18 protein-coding genes are annotated in these 23,609 nt (G+C 70.4%); 13 read left to right on the top strand and 5 right to left on the bottom strand.

Going from position 1 to position 23,609, the window contains the following annotated elements; genetic code table 11:
• Positions 1 to 89: 89 nt before the first annotated feature.
• The 10 genes from ABZU76_RS36855 to ABZU76_RS36810 are packed head-to-tail and all read left to right on the top strand — an operon-like array spanning position 90 to position 10,428.
• Positions 90 to 1,325, top strand: a complete 1,236-nt coding sequence (locus ABZU76_RS36855; protein ID WP_354878350.1) for a class I SAM-dependent methyltransferase — start codon at positions 90 to 92, stop codon at positions 1,323 to 1,325.
• The gene (locus ABZU76_RS36850; RefSeq protein ID WP_354878347.1) at positions 1,322 to 2,110 is read left to right on the top strand and encodes a glucose-1-phosphate cytidylyltransferase; all 789 of its coding nucleotides are present in this window, start codon (positions 1,322 to 1,324) and stop codon (positions 2,108 to 2,110) included. The genes ABZU76_RS36855 and ABZU76_RS36850 overlap by 4 nt, the downstream gene beginning before the upstream one ends.
• Positions 2,107 to 2,754, top strand: a complete 648-nt coding sequence (locus ABZU76_RS36845) for a PIG-L family deacetylase (RefSeq protein WP_354878344.1) — start codon at positions 2,107 to 2,109, stop codon at positions 2,752 to 2,754. The genes ABZU76_RS36850 and ABZU76_RS36845 overlap by 4 nt, the downstream gene beginning before the upstream one ends.
• Before the next feature lie 5 nt (positions 2,755 to 2,759).
• Positions 2,760 to 3,782 (top strand): NAD(P)-dependent oxidoreductase, encoded by a 1,023-nt coding sequence (locus ABZU76_RS36840; RefSeq protein ID WP_354878341.1) that lies wholly within the window; start codon positions 2,760 to 2,762, stop codon positions 3,780 to 3,782.
• On the top strand, positions 3,782 to 5,047 hold the full coding sequence (locus ABZU76_RS36835) for a DUF4910 domain-containing protein (RefSeq protein ID WP_354878338.1): 1,266 nt from the start codon (positions 3,782 to 3,784) through the stop codon (positions 5,045 to 5,047). The genes ABZU76_RS36840 and ABZU76_RS36835 overlap by 1 nt, the downstream gene beginning before the upstream one ends.
• Positions 5,048 to 5,088: 41 nt before the next feature.
• On the top strand, positions 5,089 to 6,435 hold the full coding sequence (locus ABZU76_RS36830; protein ID WP_354878534.1) for a hypothetical protein: 1,347 nt from the start codon (positions 5,089 to 5,091) through the stop codon (positions 6,433 to 6,435).
• A complete protein-coding gene (locus ABZU76_RS36825) occupies positions 6,432 to 7,385 on the top strand; it encodes a glycosyltransferase family A protein (RefSeq protein WP_354878336.1) in 954 nt (317 codons plus the stop codon). The genes ABZU76_RS36830 and ABZU76_RS36825 overlap by 4 nt, the downstream gene beginning before the upstream one ends.
• On the top strand, positions 7,382 to 8,566 hold the full coding sequence (locus tag ABZU76_RS36820; RefSeq protein ID WP_354878333.1) for a polysaccharide pyruvyl transferase family protein: 1,185 nt from the start codon (positions 7,382 to 7,384) through the stop codon (positions 8,564 to 8,566). Before ABZU76_RS36825 ends, ABZU76_RS36820 begins: the two co-directional genes overlap by 4 nt.
• Complete coding sequence (rfbC, locus tag ABZU76_RS36815) at positions 8,563 to 9,105, top strand: dTDP-4-dehydrorhamnose 3,5-epimerase (RefSeq protein ID WP_354878330.1); 543 nt, start codon at positions 8,563 to 8,565, stop codon at positions 9,103 to 9,105. Before ABZU76_RS36820 ends, rfbC begins: the two co-directional genes overlap by 4 nt.
• A 12-nt stretch (positions 9,106 to 9,117) precedes the next feature.
• Positions 9,118 to 10,428, top strand: a complete 1,311-nt coding sequence (locus ABZU76_RS36810; RefSeq protein ID WP_354878327.1) for a glutamate-1-semialdehyde 2,1-aminomutase — start codon at positions 9,118 to 9,120, stop codon at positions 10,426 to 10,428.
• Between the two features lies 1 nt (position 10,429).
• Here the strand turns inward: ABZU76_RS36810 and ABZU76_RS36805 are convergent, their stop codons facing one another.
• The gene (locus tag ABZU76_RS36805) at positions 10,430 to 11,197 is read right to left on the bottom strand and encodes a class I SAM-dependent methyltransferase (RefSeq protein WP_354878324.1); all 768 of its coding nucleotides are present in this window, start codon (positions 11,195 to 11,197) and stop codon (positions 10,430 to 10,432) included.
• A 52-nt stretch (positions 11,198 to 11,249) separates the two neighbouring features.
• Here ABZU76_RS36805 and ABZU76_RS36800 point away from each other — a divergent pair, with 52 nt between their 5' ends.
• The 3 genes from ABZU76_RS36800 to ABZU76_RS36790 all read left to right on the top strand — a co-directional run bounded on the left by ABZU76_RS36800 (position 11,250) and on the right by ABZU76_RS36790 (position 18,859).
• Complete coding sequence (locus ABZU76_RS36800; RefSeq protein ID WP_354878321.1) at positions 11,250 to 16,622, top strand: RHS repeat-associated core domain-containing protein; 5,373 nt, start codon at positions 11,250 to 11,252, stop codon at positions 16,620 to 16,622.
• A 141-nt stretch (positions 16,623 to 16,763) separates the two neighbouring features.
• Positions 16,764 to 18,227: a right-handed parallel beta-helix repeat-containing protein gene (locus ABZU76_RS36795; RefSeq protein ID WP_354878318.1), complete on the top strand. Its 1,464-nt coding sequence runs from the start codon at positions 16,764 to 16,766 to the stop codon at positions 18,225 to 18,227.
• A gap of 29 nt (positions 18,228 to 18,256) precedes the next feature.
• Positions 18,257 to 18,859: a TetR/AcrR family transcriptional regulator C-terminal domain-containing protein gene (locus ABZU76_RS36790; protein WP_354878315.1), complete on the top strand. Its 603-nt coding sequence runs from the start codon at positions 18,257 to 18,259 to the stop codon at positions 18,857 to 18,859.
• A gap of 12 nt (positions 18,860 to 18,871) precedes the next feature.
• On the opposite strand, the gene ABZU76_RS36785 is transcribed toward ABZU76_RS36790, so the two are convergent.
• From ABZU76_RS36785 to ABZU76_RS36770, 4 genes are all read right to left on the bottom strand, one after another.
• Complete coding sequence (locus tag ABZU76_RS36785) at positions 18,872 to 19,513, bottom strand: phosphatase PAP2 family protein (RefSeq protein ID WP_354878312.1); 642 nt, start codon at positions 19,511 to 19,513, stop codon at positions 18,872 to 18,874.
• 117 nt (positions 19,514 to 19,630) lie between these two features.
• Complete coding sequence (locus ABZU76_RS36780; RefSeq protein ID WP_354878309.1) at positions 19,631 to 20,818, bottom strand: glycosyltransferase family 4 protein; 1,188 nt, start codon at positions 20,816 to 20,818, stop codon at positions 19,631 to 19,633.
• Positions 20,815 to 22,059, bottom strand: coding sequence for an O-antigen ligase family protein (locus ABZU76_RS36775; protein ID WP_354878306.1), 1,245 nt, complete (start codon positions 22,057 to 22,059; stop codon positions 20,815 to 20,817). Before ABZU76_RS36775 ends, ABZU76_RS36780 begins: the two co-directional genes overlap by 4 nt.
• Positions 22,060 to 22,061: 2 nt before the next feature.
• A complete protein-coding gene (locus tag ABZU76_RS36770; RefSeq protein WP_354878531.1) occupies positions 22,062 to 23,429 on the bottom strand; it encodes a right-handed parallel beta-helix repeat-containing protein in 1,368 nt (455 codons plus the stop codon).
• Positions 23,430 to 23,609 lie beyond the last annotated feature (180 nt).

Genomic DNA, 23,609 nt, shown 5'->3' with positions numbered 1-23,609 from the left:
GTGGTCCGCCGCTCACACGCTCGCTGTAACGACCCCCCGCTGGTCATCGACGTGTCTAGCACGCAAGCCGCGAGCCGAGGAGCCCGTTGATGACCACATGCCGACTCTGCGGTTCGACAGCTCTGGTGAGTGTCGTCGATCTCGGAGCGACCCCGCCGTGTGAGCGGTTCCTGACCGCGGAACAGCTGGTCGAGCCCGAGAACACCTACCCGCTGCACCTGCAGGTCTGCACGGAGTGCTGGCTGGCGCAGATCCCCCCGTTGATCACTCCCGAGGACACGTTCACCGATTACGCGTACTTCTCGTCGTACTCGACCTCGTGGGTCGAGCACGCCAAGCAGTACGTCACCGAATCGGCCGAGCGGCTCGGGCTGGGGTCCGGCTCGTTCGTGGTCGAGGTGGCGAGCAACGACGGTTACCTGCTGCAGCACGTCGTCGAGCGGGGCATCCGGTGCCTGGGCATCGAGCCGTCGGTGAACGTCGGGCAGGCGGCGCGCGACAAGGGCGTGCCGACGAAGACGGCGTTCCTCAGTCCCGAGACGGGGCGCGACGTGCGTGAGGAACACGGGCCCGCGGACCTCGTCGCGGCGAACAACGTGTACGCGCACATCCCCGACATCATCGGCTTCACCCACGGCCTGCGCGCCCTGGTGGCCGACGACGGCTGGGTCAGCATCGAGGTGCAGCACCTGCTCACGCTGATCAGCGAGAACCAGTACGACACGATCTACCACGAGCACTTCCAGTACTACACCGTGGAATCCGCGCGCCGGGCGCTAGCGGTCGGCGGACTGTCCGTTGTGGACGTCGAGCTGCTTCCGACGCACGGTGGCTCGATCCGCCTGTGGGCGCGACCGATGGAGGTCGCCGGCGAGCCGAGCGCGCGGATGGTCGACGTGCTGGAGCGCGAGAAGGCCGCGGGCCTGCACGAGCTGTCGGGCTACACCGAGTTCGCCGAGCGCGTCACGCGCGTGCGCCTCGACCTGCTGGAGTTCCTGGTCAAGGCGGCCAAGGAGGGCAAGACCGTGGTGGGCTACGGCGCACCCGGCAAGGGCAACACGCTGCTGAACCACTGCGGGATCCGCCCCGACGTGCTCGCCTACACCGTCGACCGCAACCCGTACAAGCACGGCCGGTACACCCCGGGCACCCGCGTGCCGATCCTCGAACCCGAGCGGATCGCGGCCGACAAGCCCGACTACGTCCTCGTCCTTCCCTGGAACCTCAGGAAGGAACTCACAGAACAACTGTCCTATGTAGACGAATGGGGCGGGCGGCTCGTGTTCCCGATCCCGCGTCTCGAGATCGTCGAGGTGAAACAGTGAAGGTAGTCCTGTTCTGCGGCGGCTACGGCATGCGGATGCGCAACGGAGACGCCTCCGACGTGCCCAAGCCGATGGCCATGGTCGGCCCGAGACCGCTGATCTGGCACGTGATGCGCTACTACGCGCACTTCGGCCACACCGAGTTCGTGCTGTGCCTGGGCTACGGCGCCCACCACATCAAGGAGTTCTTCCTCAACTACAAGGAGACGACGTCCAACGACTTCGTGCTCCGCGACGGAAAACCCGAACTCCTGAGCACCGACATCTCCGACTGGACCATCTCCTTCGTGCAGACCGGCATCGAGTCGCCGATCGGCGAGCGCCTGCGCCGCGTGCGCGAATACCTCGACGGCGACGAGATGTTCCTCGCCAACTACGCCGACGTGCTCACCGACGCGCCGCTGGACAAGATGGTCGAGCGCTTCGAGCAGACCGACGCCGGCGCGTCGATGATGGTCGTGCCGCCGCAGTCTTCGTTCCACTGCGTGGAGATGGACGAGGGCGGCCTCATCGGCGCGATCACCCCGGTCAGCGACATGCCGCTGTGGGAGAACGGCGGGTACTTCGTGCTGCGCCAGGAGATCTTCGACCACATCCCGGAAAACGGCGACCTCGTCGCCGACGGCTGCGGCGAGCTCGCCAAGCGCGGACGGCTGCTGGCCTACCCGTACCGCGGGTTCTGGAAGCCGACCGACACCGTGAAGGAACGCTTCGCGCTCGACGAGGGCTACACCCGCGGCGAGCGGCCGTGGGCGCTGTGGGAACGGGACCGGGTGCACGCGTGATCAAGCTCGGCACGGAAAAGCTCGACAGCGTCGTGGTGCTGGGTGCGCACTGCGACGACATCGCCATCGGCGCCGGCGGGACACTGCTCACGATCTGCGAGCAGCGTCCCGGTCTCCGCGTCGACGCGCTGGTGCTGTCGGGCGGCGGCACCGAACGCGAGGCCGAGGAACGGGCCGCGCTCGCCGCGTTCTGCCCGGGCGCGGACCTCGACGTCACGGTGCTGAAGCTCCCAGACGGCCGCCTCCCGGCACACTGGGACGAGGTCAAGAACGCGCTGGAAGAGCTCAAGCAGCGCACCGACCCGGACGTGGTCTTCGCACCGCGCACGGCCGACGCGCACCAGGACCACCGCGGCCTCGCGCAGCTGGTGCCCACGGTCTACCGCGGGTACCTGGCGCTGGGCTACGAGATCGTGAAGTGGGACGGCGACCTCGGCCGCCTCCCGGCCTACGTCCCGCTCGCGGACGAGCTGGCCGAGCAGAAGGTGCGGCTGCTGCAGGAGCACTACGCCTCCCAGCGGCACCGCCCCTGGTACGACCGCGAGGCCTTCCTTGGCCTCGCCCGCATCCGCGGCATCGAGTGCCAGCAGCGGTACGCGGAAGCGTTCGAAGTGAACAAACTCGTTCTCGACCTGAGGGGCTGACTGACATGCGGGTGTTGCTGACCGGGCACACGGGATACCTCGGCACGGTGATGGCACCGGTGCTCACCGAGGCCGGGCACGACGTCGTCGGCCTCGACTCGGGGCTCTTCGCCAGCTGCCTGCTGGGCCCGGCGCCGAAGGACCTGCCGACGATCAACGTGGACCTGCGCGACGTGCGGCCCGAGCACGTCGAGGGCTTCGACGCGGTGATCCACCTGGCCGCGCTGTCGAACGACCCGCTGGGCTCGCTCGCGCCGGAGCTCACCTACGACATCAACCACCACGCGTCGGTCCGGCTCGCGCAGCTGGCCAAGAACGCCGGCGTCGGCCGGTACCTCTACGCGTCCACCTGCTCGGTCTACGGCGCCTCGGGCGGCGGTGGCCTGGTCGACGAGGACGCGCCGCTGCGGCCGGTCACGCCGTACGCGGAGTCGAAGGTGCGCGTGGAGGACGAGGTTTCCCAGCTCGCCGACGACGGCTTCACGCCGGTGTACATGCGCAACGCGACCGCGTTCGGCTTCTCGCCGCGGCTGCGCGCGGACATCGTGCTCAACAACCTCGTCGGCCACGCCTACCTCTCGGGCGAGGTGCTCGTGCTGTCCGACGGCACGCCGTGGCGGCCGCTGGTCCACGCGCGTGACATCGCCCGCGCCTTCGCCGCCGTGCTCGACGCGCCGCGCGAGGCCGTGCACAACAAGGCGTTCAACATCGGCACCGAGCGCAACAACGTGACGGTGGCGGAGATCGCGCAGGAGGTCGTGGAGGCCGTGCCGGGCTCCAAGCTGCGGATCACCGGCGAGGCCGGCGCCGACCCGCGCTCGTACCGCGTGGACTTCTCGCGCTTCCGCGAGGCGATCCCGGGCTTCGAGTGCGAGTGGGGTGTGAAGGACGGCGCGCTGCAGCTGATCGACGCCTACCGCGCCTACGAGCTCACCAAGCAGCAGTTCGAGCGTCGCTTCACGCGGCTCAACTGGCTGTCCGACCGGCAGGCCGAGGGGGCCGTCGACGACACGCTGCGGCAGCGCTGATGCTCACGGGGGGCGAGATGCACGCGCTGGTGGAGCGGCTGTACCCGCTCTGCCGCAGCATCACGGGGGACGGCGTCCGGCAGACGCTGGCGATCGTCGGTGAGCACCTGGACCTGCGGGTGCACGAGGTGCCCACCGGCACGCAGGTGCTGGACTGGACCGTGCCGCAGGAGTGGAACATCCGCGACGCGTACGTCGCGGATGCCTCCGGCCGGCGCGTGATCGACTTCCGCGAGTCGAACCTGCACGTGGTCGGTTACAGCGTGCCGGTGGACGAGACGATGAGCCTCGCCGAGCTGCGCGGGCGCCTGCACACGCTGCCCGAAAGCCCCTCCTGGGTCCCCTACCGCACCAGCTACTACTCGCCCACCTGGGGTTTCTGCGTCGCGCAGGACGTGCTCGGCGCGTTGCCCGAGGGCGATTACCACGTGAAGATCGACTCGACGCTGGCCGACGGCTCGCTCACCTACGGCGAGCACGTCGTGCCCGGCGAGGTGAGCGACGAGGTGATCGTGTCGTGCCACGTCTGCCACCCGTCGCTGGCCAACGACAACCTCGCGGGCATCGCGGTGGCCGTGTCGCTGGCGCAGGAGCTGGCTGTCGAGAAGCCGTACTTCACGTACCGCTTCCTGTTCATGCCGGGCACGATCGGCGCGATCACGTGGCTCGCGCGCAACGCCGAGCACGTCGACCGCGTGAAGCACGGCGTGGTGCTGGCCTGCGCGGGTGACCGCGGCTCGCTCACGTACAAGCGCAGCCGCCGCGGTGACGCGGACATCGACCGCGTGATGGCCCACGTGCTCAAGGACAAGCCGCACGAGATCCGCGAGTTCTCGCCCTACGGTTACGACGAGCGGCAGTTCTGCTCCCCCGGCTTCAACCTCGGCGTCGGATCCCTGACGCGCACGCCGTACGCGGGCTACCCCGAGTACCACACGTCGGCCGACAACCCGGCCTTCGTTTCGCCGGAGGCCATGGAGGACACGCTCGACACGCTGCAGACGGCGTTCTCCGTGCTGGAGCGCAACCGCCGCTACGTGAACCTCAGCCCCTACGGCGAGCCGCAGCTCGGCAAGCGCGGGCTGTACGACTCGCTCGGCGGCCGCAGCGACGCCAAGGAGGCGCAGCTGGCGATGCTCTGGGTGCTGTCCTACTCCGACGGCGAGCACAGCCTCCTCGACATCGCCGAACGCGCGAACCTGCCGTTCGGCGCCGTGGCCACCGCCGCCCAGGCTCTGCAGGTCGCCGGCCTGCTCAAGGAGTGAGGCCTGTGCCCGGGATCCTGCGTTCGCGGGCCGTCCGCGCCATGGCGGGGCGGCTGAGCTGGGGCCTGGGCGACCAGGCCGTGTCGAGCCTGACCAACTTCGTGGTGGGCCTCTACGTCGCGCGGTCTCTGGGCGCGGCGGCGTTCGGCCTGTTCAGCATCGCGTGGGTCACCTACGGCGTGATCCTCAACGTCTCACGTGGCCTGGCCACCGACCCGCTGATGGTGCGGTTCTCCGGTGGCTCCAGGTCACGCTGGCGCGAGGCGCTCGGCCAGGCCGTGGGCACGGCGCTGCTCGTGGGTGTCGCGAGCGGGATCGTGAGTGTCCTTTTCGGACTTCTCGTGGGCGGTTCGCTCGGCGGCGCGTTCGTGGCGCTCGGTGTGGTGCTGCCGTTCCTGCTGGTGCAGGACTCGTGGCGGTTCGGGTTCTTCGCCGCGGGCACCGGGCAGAAGGCGTTCGTGAACGACGGGATCCAGGCCGTGGCGCTGTTCCCGGCGCTGGTGATCGGCGCGCGGTACGGCACCGTGGTCGCGTTCCTGCTGGCCTGGGGCTGTTCGGCCGGTGTCGCGGCGGCGTTCGGGTGGGTGCAGACGAGCGTGCTGCCGCGGCTGGGCGGGGTGCGCTCATGGCTGCGCGACCACCGCGAGCTGGGCGTGCGCTACCTACTGGAAAACGTGAGCAACAGCGGGTCCTCGCAGCTGCGCGCGTATGGGCTGGGCGCGGTCGCCGGCCTCGCCGCGGTCGGCACGGTGCGCGGTGCGGAGCAGCTGCTCGGGCCGTTCCTCGCGTTGCTGATGGGGCTTTCGCTGGTCACGGTGGCGGAGGGCGCGCGGGTGCTGCAGCGCTCGCCGCACCGGCTGTGGCACTTCTGCGTGGTCCTCGGCGGCGTGCAGGCCGCGGCCGCGCTGGCGTGGGGCCTCGGGTTGCTGCTGCTCATCCCGGCCGAGGCCGGCCGGTTCGTGCTCGGTTCGCTGTGGGACACCTCGTCGCTGCTGATCCTGCCGGTCACGTTCGCCGTGGTCGGCGCGAGCTTCACGACGGGCGCGACGGCGGGTCTGCGGGCGCTGGGCACGGCGAAGCGCAGCCTGCGTTCACAGCTGATCGCTTCGGTGTTCTACGTCGTGTTCGGCCTGATCGGCGCCGCGCTGGGTGGTGCGGCCGGGTCGGAGTGGGGCGTCGCGATCGCGACGATCACCGGTTCGGCCGTGTGGTGGTGGCAGCTGCGGATCGCGCTGCGCGACCACTTCGCCATCGCCGACAACCTGCCCACCACGCCGGCGCAGCGCACCGGCGAGCATTCCCTCGAGTTCCACCCGGTGTCGGGTTCGTTCAGCCATGAAGAGCTTCATTCGGCGTCAGACGGAATGACAGAAATGAGAACGGGATGAGCACGGTTCCCCGGCTGACCATCGGTCTGCCCGTGTACAACGGCGAGGAGTTCCTGGGCGAGGCGCTCGACGCGTTGCTCGGTCAGACGTACGAGGACTTCGAACTGGTCATCTCCGACAACGCGTCGGCCGACGGCACCGAAGAGATCTGCCGCCAGTACGCGGTGAAGGACTCGCGCATCCGCTACGTGCGCCAGGCCCGCAACGTCGGCGCGACGCCGAACCACAACGTGCTGCTCGACATGGCGCGCGGCGAGCTGTTCAAGTGGGCCTCGCACGACGACCTCTACGGGCGCGAGCTGCTGGCCAAGTGCATCGCGGTGCTCGACGAGCGGCCCGAGGTCATCGTGGCGCACTCGCACCAGGCGATCATCGACGGGAACGGCGCGGTGACCGTGCCGCTGGACTACGTGCACAAGACCGACGCGCCGCGGCCGTCGACGCGGTTCAAGAGCCTGCTGTTCGAACCCGGCGGCGACGACTTCTACGGCGTGATGCGCACCGACGTGCTGCGCCGCGTCACGCCGATGGACAGCTACCACCACGCCGACCGCACGTACGTGGCCGAGCTGGCGTTGCACGGGCCGTTCCACCAGGTGCCGGAGCTGCTGTACTTCCGCCGCGACCACCCGGACCGCGCCGAGCGCGCGAACCCGAGCAAGCGCTCGCGGTGCGCGAACCTCGACCCGAAGCGCGGCAACCCGGTCACGAACCCGACGGCGCGGTTGCTGGCCGAGTACGTGTGGGGTTACGTGCACGGCATCCGCACGGCGCCGCTGTCATCGCGCGAACGCCGGGCGTGCTACCTCGCGCTGGTCGAGTGGTTCACGAGCCGGGCGCGCCCGGGCGGCGGCGGGGAGCGAGTCGAGGACCGCGCACCGGTGGCGGCCGACGAGCTGTCGATGACCGTCGACCTCGTGGTGGCCGGGCGCGAACGGCGGGTTTCGTGACCACACGCGTCGGTGTGTTCGGGCTCCTGGGCGCGGGCAACCTCGGCAACGACGGGTCGCTGGAAGCCGTGCTCGGTTTCCTGCGCGTGGAACACCCGGACGCCGCGGTGACGGCGTTCTGCGGCGGACCGGAGGTCGTGCAGGCCCGCTACGGCGTGCCCGCGGTCCGGCTGAACTGGTACTCCGACGAGTACCGCACGGCGGCCGGCGTGCGCGCGATCGCCACGAAGGCGCTGGGCAAGCTCGTCGACGTGGTGCGCACGGCGCTCTGGGTGCGCCGCCAGAACGTGGTGATCGTGCCGGGCATGGGTGTGCTGGAGGCGACGCTCCCGTTGCGGCCGTGGGGTTTCCCCTACGCGTTGTTCCTGCTTTCGCTGCTGGGGCGGCTGTTCGGCACGAAGGTTGCGCTGGTCAGCGTGGGCGCGGACCGGATCAGCATGCCGGCCACGCGGTTCCTGGTGCGGCAGGCGGCGCAGCTCGCCGCGTACCGGTCCTACCGCGACGAGCTGTCGCGTTCGGCCATGGCGGGCATGGGCGTGCGAACCGCGGGTGACGGCGTGTACCCGGACCTCGCGTTCGCGTTGCCGACGCCGGTCGCGGACGAAGATCCCCGGGCTGTGGGAGTCGGCGTGATGGCCTACTACGGCGGGAACCAGGACCGGTCGCGGGGCGAGGAGATCTACCGGTCCTATGTGGATTCCCTGACGGAGTTCGTGCGGTACCTCGTGGCCGACCGGCGGCCGGTGCGGCTGTTCATCGGCGACCGGGCCGACCTCGCGGTGGTGAACGAGATCGTGGCCGCGCTGGACTCGCCGCTGGTCACGGCCGAGCCGCCGGGGTCGCTGGGCGAACTGATGACCGCGATGGCCGGCGTGGGCACGGTCGTGGCCACTCGGTATCACAACGTGTTGTGCGCGCTGAAGGCCGGGAAACCGACCGTCGCGATCGGTTACGCGAAGAAGAACGACGTGCTGATGGCGGAAATGGGCCTCGGCGAGTTCTGCCAGGAAGCGCGGTCGGTGGACGTACCGCGGCTGATCGCGCAGTTCGAGGAGCTGGAAAGCCGCGCCTCGGAACTGAAAGCGACGCTGGACGAACGCAATGAGGACAACAAGCAACGTCTGAAATCCCAGTTCGCCGTGCTCTCGTCCACGCTCTTCCCCGTTTCGGAGGCCCGATGAAAGCCATTCCCGTGCCGGCGATCTCCGGCCTGATCCTCTTCCAGCCGACCCCGCACCGCGACGAGCGCGGGTTCTTCTCGCGCACGTTCGACGCGGACGTCGCGCGGTCCGTCGGCATCGACCCGGACGCGTTCGTGCAGGACAGCGTGTCGCGGTCGGTGCGGGGCGTCGTGCGGGCGATGCACCTGCGCTCGGGCGCCGGTGAGGCGAAGCTGGTGCGGTGTTCGTTCGGCGAGGTGTTCGACGTGGTCGTGGACCTGCGGCCGGAGTCGCCGACTTTCCGGGCCATGGAAACGTTCCGGCTTTCCGGCGACACCCAGGTGAGCATTTACATCCCGGCCGGGTGCGCGCACGGGTTTCAAGCACTTTCCGATATCGCTGACGTCTCGTATCGCATCGATCGCGTGCACAATCCGGACGAAGACGTCAGTATCGCCTACAACGATCTCGAACTCGCGATTCCGTGGCCGCTGCCGCCCACGCTGATGTCCGAACGCGACAAGACCGCGCCCTCGCTGGCTGAGGCGCTGCAGACCTAGAAGGTGACCACAATGGACCTGCCCCGCTCCCGTGCCGCGAACGAGCGGCTGCACCGGGTGATCCCCGGCGGCGCGCACACCTACGCCAAGGGTGAGGACCAGTACCCCGAGCACCTCGCGCCCGTGATCTCCCACGGCCGCGGCGCGCACGTGTGGGACGTCGACGGCAACGAGTACGTGGAGTACGGCTCGGGCCTGCGATCGGTGAGCCTCGGGCACGCCCACCCGCGCGTGACCGAAGCCGTGCGCCGCGAGATCGAGCGGGGCAGCAACTTCGCGCGTCCGTCGATTGTGGAAGCCGAGGCCGCGGAGCGGTTCCTCGAGAACGTGCCGACCGCGGACATGGTCAAGTTCACCAAGAACGGTTCCGACGCGACGACGGCCGCCGTGCGGCTCGCGCGTGCCGTGACGGGGCGGCCGCTGGTCGCGTTGTGCGCCGACCACGCGTTCTTCTCCACTGACGACTGGTTCATCGGCACCACGGCCATGCCCGCCGGCATCCCGGGTGAGATCACGGACCTGACGGTGCGGTTCCCGTACGGCGACCTCGCGGCGACCGAGGCCTTGCTGCAGCAGCACGACGGGCAGGTCGCGTGCCTGATCCTCGAAGCCGCGACGCAGCAGGACCCGCCCTCCGGGTACCTCGCCGGTCTGCGCGACCTCGCCCACCGCTACGGCGCGCTGCTGATCTTCGACGAGATGATCACCGGCTTCCGCTTCTCGGAGCACGGCGCGCAGGGGCTGTTCGGCGTCACGCCGGACCTGTCCACGTTCGGCAAGGCGCTCGGCAACGGCTTCGCCGTGTCCGCGCTGGCCGGCAAGCGCGAGTTCATGGAGCTCGGTGGCCTGCGCGACCAGCGCGAGCGCGTGTTCCTCCTGTCCACGACCCACGGCGCCGAGACGCACTCGCTCGCCGCGGCGATGGCCGTGATGGACACCTACGAGGCCGAGGACGTCACCGCCCGCCTGCACGCGCTGGGCGCGCGGCTGGCCGCCGGTGTGCGAGAGGTGGCCGCGGCGCACAACGTGGCCGACCACGTGGTGGTGCGCGGCCGTGAAAGCAACCTGGTCTTCGGCACGCTCGACGCGTCCGGCGCGCCGTCTCAGGACTACCGCACGCTGTTCCTGCGCCAGCTCGTGACGGGCGGCGTGCTGGGCCCGTCGTTCGTGGTCAGCGCGGCCGTGACGGACGCCGACATCGACCACACCGTCGAGGCGGTGGCCAGGGCCTGCGTGGTCTACCGCAAGGCGCTGGACGCGGGCGACCCGTCGCCGTGGCTCGGCGGACGGCCGGTGAAGCCGGTGTTCCGCCGCAAGGCCTGAGTTACTTGACGAGCACCAGGTAGGCGAACCCCAGCACTCCCCGGTAGGCGGTGACGTACTCGCGTTCGCGGGTGTCGAGCCACTCGCGCGTCTCGGCGGCGCGCGGGTCGTCGGGGTTGGCCAGCAGCCACCGAAGCCGGCCGGCGCGGGAGGTGGACTCGAAGTCGTCCCATTCGCGCTGGTCGGCGGTGCTCAGGTGGAGCACGCGCCAGCCCGTGTCGCGGCAGGCTTCGAGGAGGCCGGGCAGCGGGAGGACGTCGTCGCCGAAGATTTCGTGAGCGGCGGGCGTCGGGTCGGCTGACCAGCAGCCGTCGCCGTAGAGCAGGTGGTCGGTGACGCCGGCGAGGGCGGCCAGGGCCTGGCGGGTGCCGCCGAAGGCGTGGGACGCGCCGATGCAGAGCGCGCGGTCGGCCCGGCCCTGCCAAGACGCGGCGTCCTGCTCGACGAACTCGACCTGCGCGCCGCGTTCCTTCGCCGCGCGGCGGCCGCGTTCGATCGCCACCTCGTCGGTGTCCACGGCGATGCCGCGCGCGGCCGTGCCGTCGACCGCGCGGATCAGCAGCTCACCCCAGCCGGCGCCGAGGTCGACGACGGTGCCGTCGGTGACGTCGAGGCGGTCGAGCAACAACGCGGCGTGGGTTTCGTCCAGCGGGGCGTTCCAGCGCATCGCGGAGCGGCGGGAGAGCGTGAAGTCGTCGGGCACGGGCGACAGCCTCGCTGCCGGGTCCAAGGGTGTCACGTGGTTTTCCGCGGCCGGAGTGATCGACATCTCGGTTGAACGTGAGGTGAACCGCAGGGGTTTCTGGCACCGTGTCTCATTCATGAGCAATCCCTTGATCGCGCCGACACAGGACTCGACGAAGGCGTATTCGGGCATCACGCTGCTTGAAGACGCCAACGACCTGAAGACGGCGATCGAGACCGGCGACTGGGCGTCGGTGGCGATGGGAGCGGTCGGGACGGCGCTCGACGCGCTGTCGATGGCCATGGACCCGTTCGGCGCGATCCTCGCGGCGGGCGTCGGCTGGCTGATGGAGCACGTCGGGCCGCTCAAGGAAGCGCTCAACGGGCTGACCGGCAACGCGGACCAGATCGCCGCGCAGTCGGAGACCTGGAAGAACGTCGCGGGTGAGCTGGAGGCCGTGGCGTCGGACCTGCAGGACATGGTGCAGGCGGACCTGCAGTCGTGGACGGGGTCCGCGGCGGACGCGTACCGCCAGCGCAGCCAGGATCTGGCGGCACTGCTGGGAAGTGCGCAGAAGGGCACCGAGGGCGCGGCCAGCGGTGTGAAGACGGCCGGCGAGGTCGTCGGCGCGGTGCGCGCGCTGGTGCGCGACATCATCGCCGACCTGATCGGGCACATGATCAGCTGGGCGTTGCAGGTGGTGTTCACGCTCGGGATCGGGTTGACGTGGGTGGTGCCGCAGGTCATCAACGCCGTCGCGAAGACCGCGTCGAAGATCACCGACGTCGTGACGAAGCTGGTCAAGGCGCTGAAGGCGTTGATCCCGCTGCTGAAGAAGGCGGGGACGCTGTTCGAGGACGCGGGCAAGGCGTTGAAGGGGCTCAAGGGCGGCAAGATCACGCCGCCGGCAAAGACGAAGGACCTCAGCGGCACGCCGGACGCGCCGCCGGTGAAGTCGGGTGGCGCCGACAGCGGCGGCACGAAGGCCTCCGGTTACGAGGGCACGCCGAAGGACTACTCCCCGCCACCCGCCTCGAAGGGCGGCGACGACGGCACCCACGCCTCCGGTTACGAGGGCACCCCCAAGGACTACACGCCGCCACCCGCCTCGAAGGGCGCCGACGACGCCGGCTCGGGCGGATCCGGCTACAGCGGCTCGGGCACGGACTACACGCCGCCCCCGGGCAAGGCGGGCAAATCAGGCGACGACTCGACCCACGCGTCGAGCGCCGGGGAAACCCCGCCGCCGGCCAAGAGCACCCCGCCGCCGGCGAAAACCGATCCGGCCAAGAGCGACCCGCCGCCGCTCGACCCGCCGCCGGCCGACCGCGGCGTCGGCGGCGGCAGCAGCGCCGGCAAGGGCGGCGGAGCCAAGGACACCACCACCAAGCAGAGCTCGATCAAGGACACCAACACCACCCCGCGCTCGAACGACACTCCGACGGCCGACCGCCTCGCCTGCGGTGACCCGATCGACGTCTCCACGGGCCGGGTCATGCTCACTCAAGAGGACGTCCGGCTGGACGCGACGCTGCCACTGGTCCTCTCGCGCACGCACCTGTCGTCGTACCGGATCGGGCGCGCCTTCGGCTCCTCGTGGGCCTCGACGCTCGACCAGCGGCTCGAAGCCGACGGCGACGCCGTGCACTTCGCGGCCGAAGACGGCACCTTCCTCGAGTACCCGAAGCCCGTGGTCGGCGGCGAGGTGCTGCCGGTGACCGGCCCGGCGTGGCCGCTGACGCGCGCCATCGACGGCTCCTACGTGCTCACCCAGGCCGACCGCGGCCGCGCGCTGCTGTTCTCCGGCGCGACCGGGCGCCTGGTAACCGTGAGCACGATGACCGGCGACCAGTACTTCCGCCTGTCCTACGACGACGCCGGCACGCTGACCGACCTCACCCACTCGGCGGGCCACCACGTCGGCGTGACCACCGACGACGGCCGCGTAACGGAGCTCACGCTGCTCAGCGGCGGCGCGCCGGTCGTCCTCGTGCGCTACGCCTACGACGAGCGCGCGAACTTGGCCGAGGTGCGCAACTCCTCGGACCTCCCGCTGCGCTTCGGCTACGACGCCGAGGGCCGGCTCGCGAGCTGGGAAGACCGCAACGGCATGTGGTACCGCTACTCCTACGACGCGCAGGGCCGCTGCGTACGCGCCGAAGGCCGCGACGGCGATCTGCGCTACAGCCTCGCGTACGAGCCGCGCCGCACCACGGCCGTCGATTCGCTCGGGGCCACCACGGTGTTCGACCTCAACGACGCGTTCCAGGTCGTCGCGGTCACCGACCCGCTCGGCTTCACCACGCGCATGGAGTGGGACGACCGCGACCGGCTGCTCTCGAGCACCGACGCGCTCGGCGCCACCACCCGCAACCACTACGACGAGGCCGGCGACCTCGTGGAGATCGTCGCCGCCGACGGCTCGCGCACCACCGCCGAGTACGACGACGAGCACCGCCCGGTGAAGGTCGTCGAAGCAGACGGCGCGGTGTGGCTGCGGGAGTACACGGAGGACGGTGACGTCGCGGCGGCCGTCGACCCGCTCGGCGCCCGCACCCGCTTCACCTACGCGCGGCCGGGCCTGCCGGCCAGCGTCACCGGGCCACTCGGCGAGGTGACCCGCTACGAGTACGACGCCGCCGGGCTGCCGATCGCGGTGACCGACGCCGTCGGCGCGACGCAGCGCACCGTGTTCGACCGCTTCGGCCGCCCCGCCGCCGAGACCACCGCGCTGGGTGCGACCACGCGCACCGCGTGGACCGTCGAGGGCGAGCGGCTGAGCGTCACGCGCCCGGACGGCACGAGCGTGACCTACCGCCACGACGGCGAAGGCAACCTCCGCGAAACCCGCGAAGCCACCACGGTCTCGCGCACGGACTACTCCGGGTTCGACCGGCCGGTGGCCCTGACCGCCGTCGACGGCTCGCGCGTGGAACTGAGCTACGACACCGAAACCCGCGTCACGGGCGTGCGCAACGAGCTGGGCGCGCAGTGGCGCTACGAGTACGACGCCGCCGGCCGGCTCGCCGCCGACACCGACTACGACGGCCGCCGCCGCGCCTTCCGCTACGACGCCGCGGGCCGGCTGGTCGAGCAGACCTCGGCGAGCGGCCGTGTGCTGCGCTTCGGCTACGACGCGGCCGGCCGGATCGTGCGGCTGGACGCCGACGGCGCCGTCGCCACCTACGAGTACGACCCCGCCGGCCGGCTCGTCCGGGCCGTCAACGAGGACGCGGACCTGCGCCGCACCTACGACCCAGCCGGGCGCCTGGTCGAGGAGTCCGTGAACGGCCGCCTGCTTTCGTCCACTTTCGACGCTTCGGCCCGACGCACCTCGCGTACGACGCCGACCGGCGCTCGTGCCGAATGGCGCCACGACGCGGCGGGCCGGCCGATCGCGCTGCTCACCGCGGGCCGTGAGCTCACCTCCGTGCGTGACCTCGAAGGCCGCGAAGTCGAGCGGCGGCTGGGGAAGGTGCAGCTGCGCCAAGGCTGGGACGCGCGCGACCGGCTCGTCACGCAGACCCTTGCCGACGGCAGGCCGCTGCAGCAGCGCTCGCTGCACTACCGCCACGACGACACCGTGACCGCGGTCGACGACGCGCTGACCGGGCGGCGGCAGCTCCGGCTGGACCCGATCGGCCGTCCGCTGGCCGTCGAGGGCCCGGCGAGCCGCGAGACCTACGGCTACGACGCGGCGGGCAACCTCGTGCAGCCCGGCAACCGCGTATACGCCGGCAGCCTGCTCAAGCGCGACGACACCGCGGAGTACGAGTACGACCCAGACGGCAAGCTCGTGCTGCGCCGGACCGAAGGCAACGAATGGCGGTACGAGTGGGACGGTCACGAGCGGCTCGTCGCCGTGCACACCCCGGCCGGCCACCACTGGCGCTACCGCTACGACGCACTCGGCCGCCGTGCCGCCAAGGAGCTCCTCGACGCCGCCGGCACCCTGCGCACCCGCACCGAGTTCACCTGGGACGGTGAACAGCTCGCCGAGCAGGTCACCGACGGCGTGCGGGCCCTGGTCTGGCACACCGAACCCGGCAGCGGCCGCGTGCTCACACAGACCGAACGCGTGCTTCACCAGGCCGGCGGCGAATGGCGCGACCACCGCCTCCGCGGCGTCGTCACCGACCTCGCCGGTGCCCCGACCGAGCTGCTCGACGCCGAACAGGGCCTGGTCTGGCACGGCACGCTCACCGCGTGGGGCGCCGCGACCGGTCCGATGCCGACGCCACTGCGCTTCGCCGGGCAGTACCACGACGACGAAACCGGCCTGCACTACAACTTCCACCGCTACTACGACCCGGCCGCGGCGCGCTACCTCAGCCCCGACCCGTCGGGCCTGAGCCCGGCGACGAACCCGTACGCGTACGTCGCCGACCCCGTCGGCTGGACCGACCCGCTCGGGCTGGCGCCGTGCAAGCTTTCGTTCGACCAGGCGCACAGCACGCCGGACGGACCTTCGCTGAACCTGCGCGGGCCGCGCAAGTCGGGCAAGGCCGGCCGGACGCCGAACAAGATCCGCGACGAGCAGAAGTTCAACGACATCGCGGAGAAGGCCGGTGTGCCGAACCCGAACAAGCAGCGCCTGACGCTCAACGGCGACGCCCAGACGATGCTGGAGAACAACCGCGGGCTCGGCGGGAAGCTGCACGAACAAGCGCGCAGCGACGGCCTGGTCTCACCGGTGTCCAAGGACCGGCAGGCCGTCGATGCGCTGGGCCGCAACGACCCGAACACGAGGAACTTCTGGGAGCAGCAGGACCGCCGCGACCAGCACACGGCGAACCAGGTGACCGAGAACAACAAGCAGGACCACCGCGACGCGGGCCGCGATCAGGAAGTGGACGACCGGCTGCGCCCCGTCATGGACAAGCACGAGGCCACCGGCTCGTTGCTGGACAAGTACGACGGCGTGGTCGTCGGCGGCAAGCACGACGGCAAGCACCCGGGCCTCGAGATGATGCGCGACAACATGGGCGACCTGAAGAACAACGGCGTCAACAAGGTCTACCTGGAAAGCCTGCGCGACGACGCGCACAACGGCATGGTCAAGGACTACCTCAACTCCCCGCCCGGCAGCGAGATGCACCCGGACCTGAAGAAGTACCTCGACTCCAGTCCGAACGGCAAGCTGGTGGGCCAGGTGATCGACTCTGCGAAGAAGGAGGGCGTCGACGTGGTCGGCATCGGCGGCAACCCGGCGCGGCGCGACCTCGACGGCGGCGCCGGGCTGTTCCAGCGCCACGCGATGTTCAACTCCTACGGCGCCGAGTCGGTGCAGCACCACCAGGCCCAGAACCCGGGCAAGTACGTGATGGAGATCGGTGAGGCGCACGGCAAACCGCACACGTGGAACGGTGCCTCACCCGTCAACGTCGGCGGCGTCGACCTGCCGCCGAGGTCGGCGGGGATCGGCGACCTGCTGGGCGTGCCACAGGTGAAGGGCGACGGCACGGGAGGCTCGCTTCAGCGGATCAACGATTCGACGGACCTGAGCTGATCAGTCCACTTCGGAAATGATCCACCAAGTGCGCAATTTCGCGGAAATGTGTTGTCGGGCAAGGAAGATTCACTCGTCGGGGCAGTCGGCGGACCCCATCAGGGAAGTTACGGGCGTACCGGCGGACCGTAGCGTGGGGCCATGGGTAGATCCGTGGCCGTCGTGGTGGGGCTCGTACTGCTGGCGAGTGGCGCGGGTGAAGCCGCAGCCGCAACGACAGCCTCGGCCGGGCCCGCGGCGGTGTGCGGCACGACGGTGACGGAGTACGCATCGGCGCCGTCCGGGGCCGTGGTGGTGGACCCGGCGCACGACAGCGAGCTCGCGCAGCGCACGTCGGACAGCCCGGCGGGCACCACGTTCTGGCTCAAGCCCGGCACGCACACGCTCGGCACCGACGCGTTCGGCCAGGTCCAGCCCAAGGACGGCGACACCTACCTCGGCGCGCCGGGCGCCGTCCTCGATGGCCGCGGCGTCAACCAGGCCGCGTTCACCGGACAGGCCAAGGATGTGACGATCCGCGGCCTCACCGTGCGGGGCTTCGCCGCGCCGCAGGACCAGGGCGTGGTGAACCACGACTCGGGCACGCACTGGGTCATCGAGGACAGCACCGTCGAGGACAACCGCGGCGCCGCGCTGATGGCGGGCGACCGGCAGGAAGTCCGGGGCAGCTGCCTGAAGGACAACGGCCAGTACGGCATGAACGCCTACCGCGCCGGCGACGGCATCACCGGGCTCGTGCTGGAGGGCAACGAGATCACCGGCAACAACACCGACGACTGGGAGACCAAGGCGCCGGGCTGCGGCTGCAGCGGCGGCGTGAAGTTCTGGGCCGTGAACGGCGCCGACATCACCGGCAACTGGGTCCACGGCAACCACGGCCCCGGTCTGTGGGCCGACACCAACGACAACGACTTCCTCGTGCAGGACAACGTGATCGAGGACAACGACGCCGAGGCGCTGTTCTACGAGATCAGCCACAACCTCACCGTCAGCGGCAACGTGTTCCGCCGCAACGGCCTCGTCGCCGGCCGCGCCCGCGCCGCCAAGGGCGACAACTTCCCCGTCGCCACGATCTACCTCTCCGAGTCCGGCGGCGAACCCCGGCTGGGCGCGCGCACGCACCAGATCGACATCGGCGGCAACACCTTCGAGGACAACTGGGGCGGCGTCGCCCTGTGGGAGAACGCCGACCGCTTCTGCAACAGCCCGGCCAACACGTCCACGGGCTACTGCACGCCGTTCGCCACGAAGGCCCAGTGCAGCGCGCCGGGCATCGCGCAGAAGCCGCTGTACGACGACTGCCGCTGGAAGACACAGAACGTGACGGTGCACGACAACACGTTCACCTTCGACCCGGCGCACCTGGGCTGCACGCAGTTCTGCGGCCGCATGGCGGTGCTGTCCAACTACGGCAGCTACCCCGACTGGTCCCCGTACAAGGGCGGCGTGGTGCAGCAGGCCATCACCTTCGACCAGAACAACCACTTCAGCGACAACACGTACTCGGGTCCGTGGATGTTCGTCGCCCACGACACCAGCCGGGTGCTGACGCCGGAGCAGTGGCAGGCGGGGCCGTACGGGCAGGACCAGGGCAGCAAGTTCTGACGCGGTCGATTCAGGCGCAGACTGGTGACATGCCGCTGAAGCGCACGGACTTCGTCACGGCGGCGCTGGAACTCCTCGACGCCGAGGGACTCGACGGGCTGACCATGCGCGAGATCGGCGCCCGCCTCGGCGTTCGGACCGACGCGATCCACGAGCTTTTCAAGGACAAGGACGCGCTGCTCGGCGCGATGGCCGACCGGATCACGGCCGCGATCACGGACACGCCGTTCGATGACGGTCCGTGGGACGCGCAACTGGTCGAGCTGGCCCACCGCGCACGCGGCGCCCTCCTCGCGCACCGCGACGGGGCGCGGGTGGTCGCCGGCACCTCCGTCGTGGAGCCGAACATCGTCCGCGGCGGCGAAGCGGCCCTCCGTGCCCTCGCCGACGCCGGCTTGCCGATCGAACGCGCTGGCTGGGTCGTCTTCGCGCTCCTGCACTACGTGCTCGGCCACACGATCGAAGAGCAAGCTGAACGCTCCGGCGACCGGGCGCGCGGCGCCGGGTCCGACGATCGGCTGCACCACGCGATGGACAGCGTGCGCAAGGCCGCCCCCGAGGCTCGGTTCGCGTTCGGCCTGGAGCTGTTCGTCGACGGCCTCCGCGTGCGGCTCGCAGCGGCGCAGGCTTGAGGAGAACAGGGCCTAAAGCCGCACGGCGACGCGGTCGATGGCGAACGCGGTGGCCGGGATGATGGCGAGCGCCGCCGCGAAGCCGCCGATGGTGTCGGTCGGGTAGTGGGCGCCGAGGCCGACTTCGGCCCAGGCCATCAGTGCGCCGCAGATGAGCGCGAGGGTGAGCGTCAGGGTGATGGCGGCGGCGCGGTGCAGGCGGTCGGCCAGTACGAACGCGCCGATCAGCGCCAGGGCGGTCGCGAAGGCGGTGTGGCCGCTCGGGTAGGACAGGAAGTGGCCGTGGATGGTGCGGCCGGTGATGGGCTTGAGCAGCGACGTCACCGCCACCGTGAGCCCGCAGCCGACCAGCGTGAGCACGGCCGTGCGGGGGCGGCGGGCGAGCAGCGCGCCGCCGGTGATGAGCACGATCACGATCGCCGAGCCCGCCGGCTCCCCGACGAAGTCCACGGCCGTGGCGAGGTACCACCAAGGATCCGGCAGCAAGTCAGGGCCAGGCAGGAGCGGGGTGTCGAACGCGGTGGGTTGCGACTCCCCTGCGAAGAGGACGGCGAGGACCACCAGCACGACCAAACCCAGGCCGGCGGCGACCAACACCGGCGTGCGCACGGACACCGGCAGCGCGGGCGGCGCCGCGCGGACGGCGGATCTCATCGAGCGGAATCTCTCATCGAGCCGAGCGCCCTTTCACCCGCGGAACCCTGACCGGACCGAGCAGCAAGCGGACAACCCGCCGAGGAGAACCGTACGGCGGCTTTCGTCACCTCGGTGTCAAGCCGGGCGGTAGGCGGCGATCGTGGCCTCGTATCCCTCGACCAACCGCCGGAATCCCACGGCGGGGGTGAAGTCCTCGTCGTAGCGCCGGCGGGCGGCGTCGCCCATCTTGTGGTTGCGTTCGGGGTCGGCGAGGACGTCGCGAAGGGCGTCGGCGAGCGCCGAAGCGGAGCCGGGCTCGTGAAGGACGCCCGTGACACCGTCGGAGATCAGTTCTTCGAAGGCGCCGTGGGCGGGTGCGAGGGTCGGCACGCCGGCGGCCATGGCCTCGACCACGACGAGGCCGAACGCCTCCAGCCACGCCGAAGGGGCGGCCACCGCGGCCGCCGAGGCGGTCAGCTTCTGGCAAGCCGCCTTGTCCTGCAGCCCGACGTACGAGACGTCCGAGCGTGAAGAAGCCCAAGCGGCGACGTCGTCCGAAAGCGGCCCGGTGCCCGCGATCACCAGCGGCGAGCCGAGCGAACCGCCGAGCAGGTCCCACGCCGCCATCAGCAGCGGCACGCCCTTTTCCTCCGTCAGCCGGCCGAGGAACAGCACGTGCGAACCATCGCCCACCCGCCGAACGCCCGGATCGGTCACGAAGTTGTGCTTCACCGTCATCCGCGAAGCCGGCATCCCCGCGTCCACGAGCAACCGCCGCTGGGCGTCGGAGATGCAGAAGAAGCGCGTCACGTCGCTGCGCCACCGCGAGCGGTTCAGCAGGAGGTTCGCGGCCATCGGCACCGTCGCCGCGGGCGAGCCCCGGTAACACCCGTGCCGAACGGCGGGAACGGGCGCGCCACCCACGCAGTCCGTGCAGATCCGCCCGTCGCGGTAGAGCGTGCCGGGCGGGCAGACCATGCCGTAGTTGTGCAGCGTCGCCACCACCGGCACCCGCGCGTCCGCGCACGCCGCCAGCACCGAGGGCGACAGGAGCGGGAACGTGTTGTGAACGTGCACCACATCCGGCCGCTCGACCTGCAACCGAGCCGTCAGCTCAGCCCGCGCCGAACGGTTCCACGGCACCTGCACGGGCACCAAAGCCTTGCGGGGCAAGGACATCGCAGCGATGTCGTCGCTCTGCCGCTCGAACAACGAAACCCGAACGCCGCCGGCCGCCAGCAAAGCCGTCTCGGCGTCGACCACGTTGTTCTCCCCGCTCGGCTGCTCCGAGCGGTAGCGGTTGTGGACCACGAGCACCTTCATGCGGGCTGCCCCTTCGGAATGAACTCTTCGTCGGAAGTGGCCCGCACCGTGCCCTGGGCCAGCAGCGACGCGGCCAGCGCCAGGTGCAGCAGGTACGGCGACGCGTCACCGAGCCCGGCCTCGGTGTAGGACGCGGAAATGCAGTACGTGATCAGGAAGATCGCACACGCGCGCGCCAGCGACGGCGGCCGCAGCACGGCCACGGCGACCAGCACCAGCAGGAACGCCGCGACGATCGCGATGCCCGTGAACCCCTGCTCGTGGTAGACGGCGAGCCAGCTGTTGTCGATCGGCAGCCCGTCGTAGGACTTGTCGGTGAGTCCCACGCCGAAGATGTACTCGTTGACCGTGCGCGGCGCGGCCAGCAGCGCGTCCCACACCTTCGCGCGGCCGGTGAGGCTGGAGAAGTTCTCCTCGCTCTGCCCGCGCAGGAACCACGCCTGCAGCAGCCCGCCGAGGACCACCACGGAGAAGCCCGCCACCAGCACGAACGTGGTGAACACCTTGCGCGCGCGGGAGTTCGTCATGGCCAGCGACAGCAGCGCGACCACGAGCCCGGCCACGAGACCGAGCGTCGCCGTGCGTGTGTGCGAGAGCAGGAGCAGCCCGAGCGAGGGCACGATCACGATCAACGCGCTCGTCATCGTCGTGCGCTTGCCCAGCCACAGCAGCGCCGCCAGGCCCGCGATCACGGCCGCGTACTGCCCGACCTGCGGCGGCGTCAGCGGCCACACCGCGCCCGCGAGCCGGCCGCCGTAGCTCTCCGGCATGGCCTTGCCCGGCGCGATCACGAGCCCGATCGCCACCGACACCAGCACGGCGCTGAACATCTTGATGTGGTGGCGCACGAACGTGAACGACCCGTTCCACCAGCGCGTGAGCAGCCACAGCGTCGCGAGGAACACCCCGAAGCGGAAGCACCGGAACAGCGACCCGAACCCGGCTTCCAGGTGCAGACTCGCGACGGTGCTCGTGACCAGCAGCAGCGTGAGCAGCAGCAGATACGCGCTCGGCCGGATCTTCAGCCGCGGGTTCAGCGCCAGCGCGATCACGAACGCTGTCATCAGCGCGCCCATGGTCACGAGCTGGCTCACCGCGCGCGGCATCGGGATCACGGTCTCCGCGCCGGTCGAGCCGAGCGTGTTGAGGATCAGCAGCGCCCACGCGGCCCCGACGAGCTTCGGGGTGCGCTCGCCGGTCTCCGCCGGTGTCGGTCGCCGGATGTCGGCCAGTACCGCCATGGTCACCCTCCCCCGCCGCGCTCATACGTCGTGCGCGCGTCCTGGTTGTAGGGCGCGCCCTCCCACTCGCCGATGCCGAGGACGTGGCTCATGTCGGTGGCGATGAAGGTCCACGGCCCCACGTACGCGTTGTCGTGCCAGCTGTTGCCCTGTTTGAAGGTGATCGCGTTCTGCACCACGTCACCCTTGTACGGCGACCAGTCCGGGTAGGTGCCGAAGTTCGACAGCAGTCCCATGCGCCCGCACGTCTCCTCGCAGCCGATCGCCGAGGGCTGCAGCGTGAAACGGTTGTTGTGGATGTCCACGCGCTGGGTCTTCCAGCGGCAGTCGTCGTAGAGCGGCTTCTGCGCGATCGCCGGCGCGGCGCACTTGGCGGTGTCGGGCTGGAGCTTCGTGCAGACGCCGCTGGAGGTGTTGGCCGGGCTGTTGCAGAAGCGGTCGGCGTTCTCCCACAGGGTGATGCCGTTCCAGTTGTTCTCGAACACGTTGCCGTAGATCTCGAGCTTCGACGTGCGGGCCTTCACGCGCGGTTCGCCGCCGGACTCGGAGATGTAGATCGTCGCGGTCGGGAACGAGTCGCCGCGGTCGGCGTAGTCGCGGCCGTCGACGAGGTTGTTGCGCCGGATCGTGTTGTTGCGGATCACGGCGTTGTAGCTGGTCTCGTAGATGATCGCCGCGCTGTCGTTGCTCTCGATGAGGTTGCCCTCGATGAGGAAGTCGTTGTCGTTCGTGTCGGCCCACAGGCCGGTGCCGCGGTTGTCGTGCACCCAGTTGCCGACGACGTCGGCACCGTTGACGGCCCAGAACTTGATGCCGCCGGTGCAGCCGCAGCCGTCGATCTTCTTCTCCCAGTCACCGGTGTTGTTGCCGGTGATCTCGTTGCCGCGCACCACCAGCCCGGTGATGTCGTCGTCGGCGGAGAACGCGTTCATGCCGTATTGGCCGTTGCGGCGCAGGCAGTTGTCGAGCACCTGCTGCTTGTTGCCTGCCATCAGGCCGGCGCCGTCGTTGTCCTGCAGGGTGGCGTGCTGGATCACCCAACCGTCGCCGGAGTCGTGGTTGACCACGCCTTCATCGCGCGGGGCGACGAAGTTCTGCACGGTGAGGTTGGTGATCTTCACGTTCTTGGCGTGGCCGGTGAAGGCGTACTGGTTGATCTTGCGCCCGTCGAGCACCGCGCCCGGCCCGCCGACGAACACGTCGCCGTCCTTGGGCTGGACCTGGTCGAACCGGTCGTCGCCGAGGTGATGGCTGCCCGGCGCGAGCCAGAACGTAGTGCCGGCCGCGGCGCCGCGGACCTTCGCGGCGAAGTCGTCGGTCACCGCCACGGCCTGCGCGCCCGCGGGCGCGGTGGCGGGTCCGGGCGGCATCTTGTCGCACACCGCCGCCACCGGCCCGGACGGCGCCGCCGACGTCGACGCGGCCTGGCTCGACGCGGCGTCGTCGTCGGGCGCGCTCGTGCACCCGGCGAGGACGAGCGGGCACAGCAGACCCAGGAACAGCAAAAGCCTGCTGGTCGATCGCACCGGGTGGATCCTCTCGATCTTTTG

Source organism: Amycolatopsis sp. NPDC005232, from assembly GCF_040607795.1.
GTDB lineage: Bacteria > Actinomycetota > Actinomycetes > Mycobacteriales > Pseudonocardiaceae > Amycolatopsis.
Note: the sequence above shows the minus strand (reverse complement) of the source record. Positions and strands in the feature narration are given on the sequence as shown.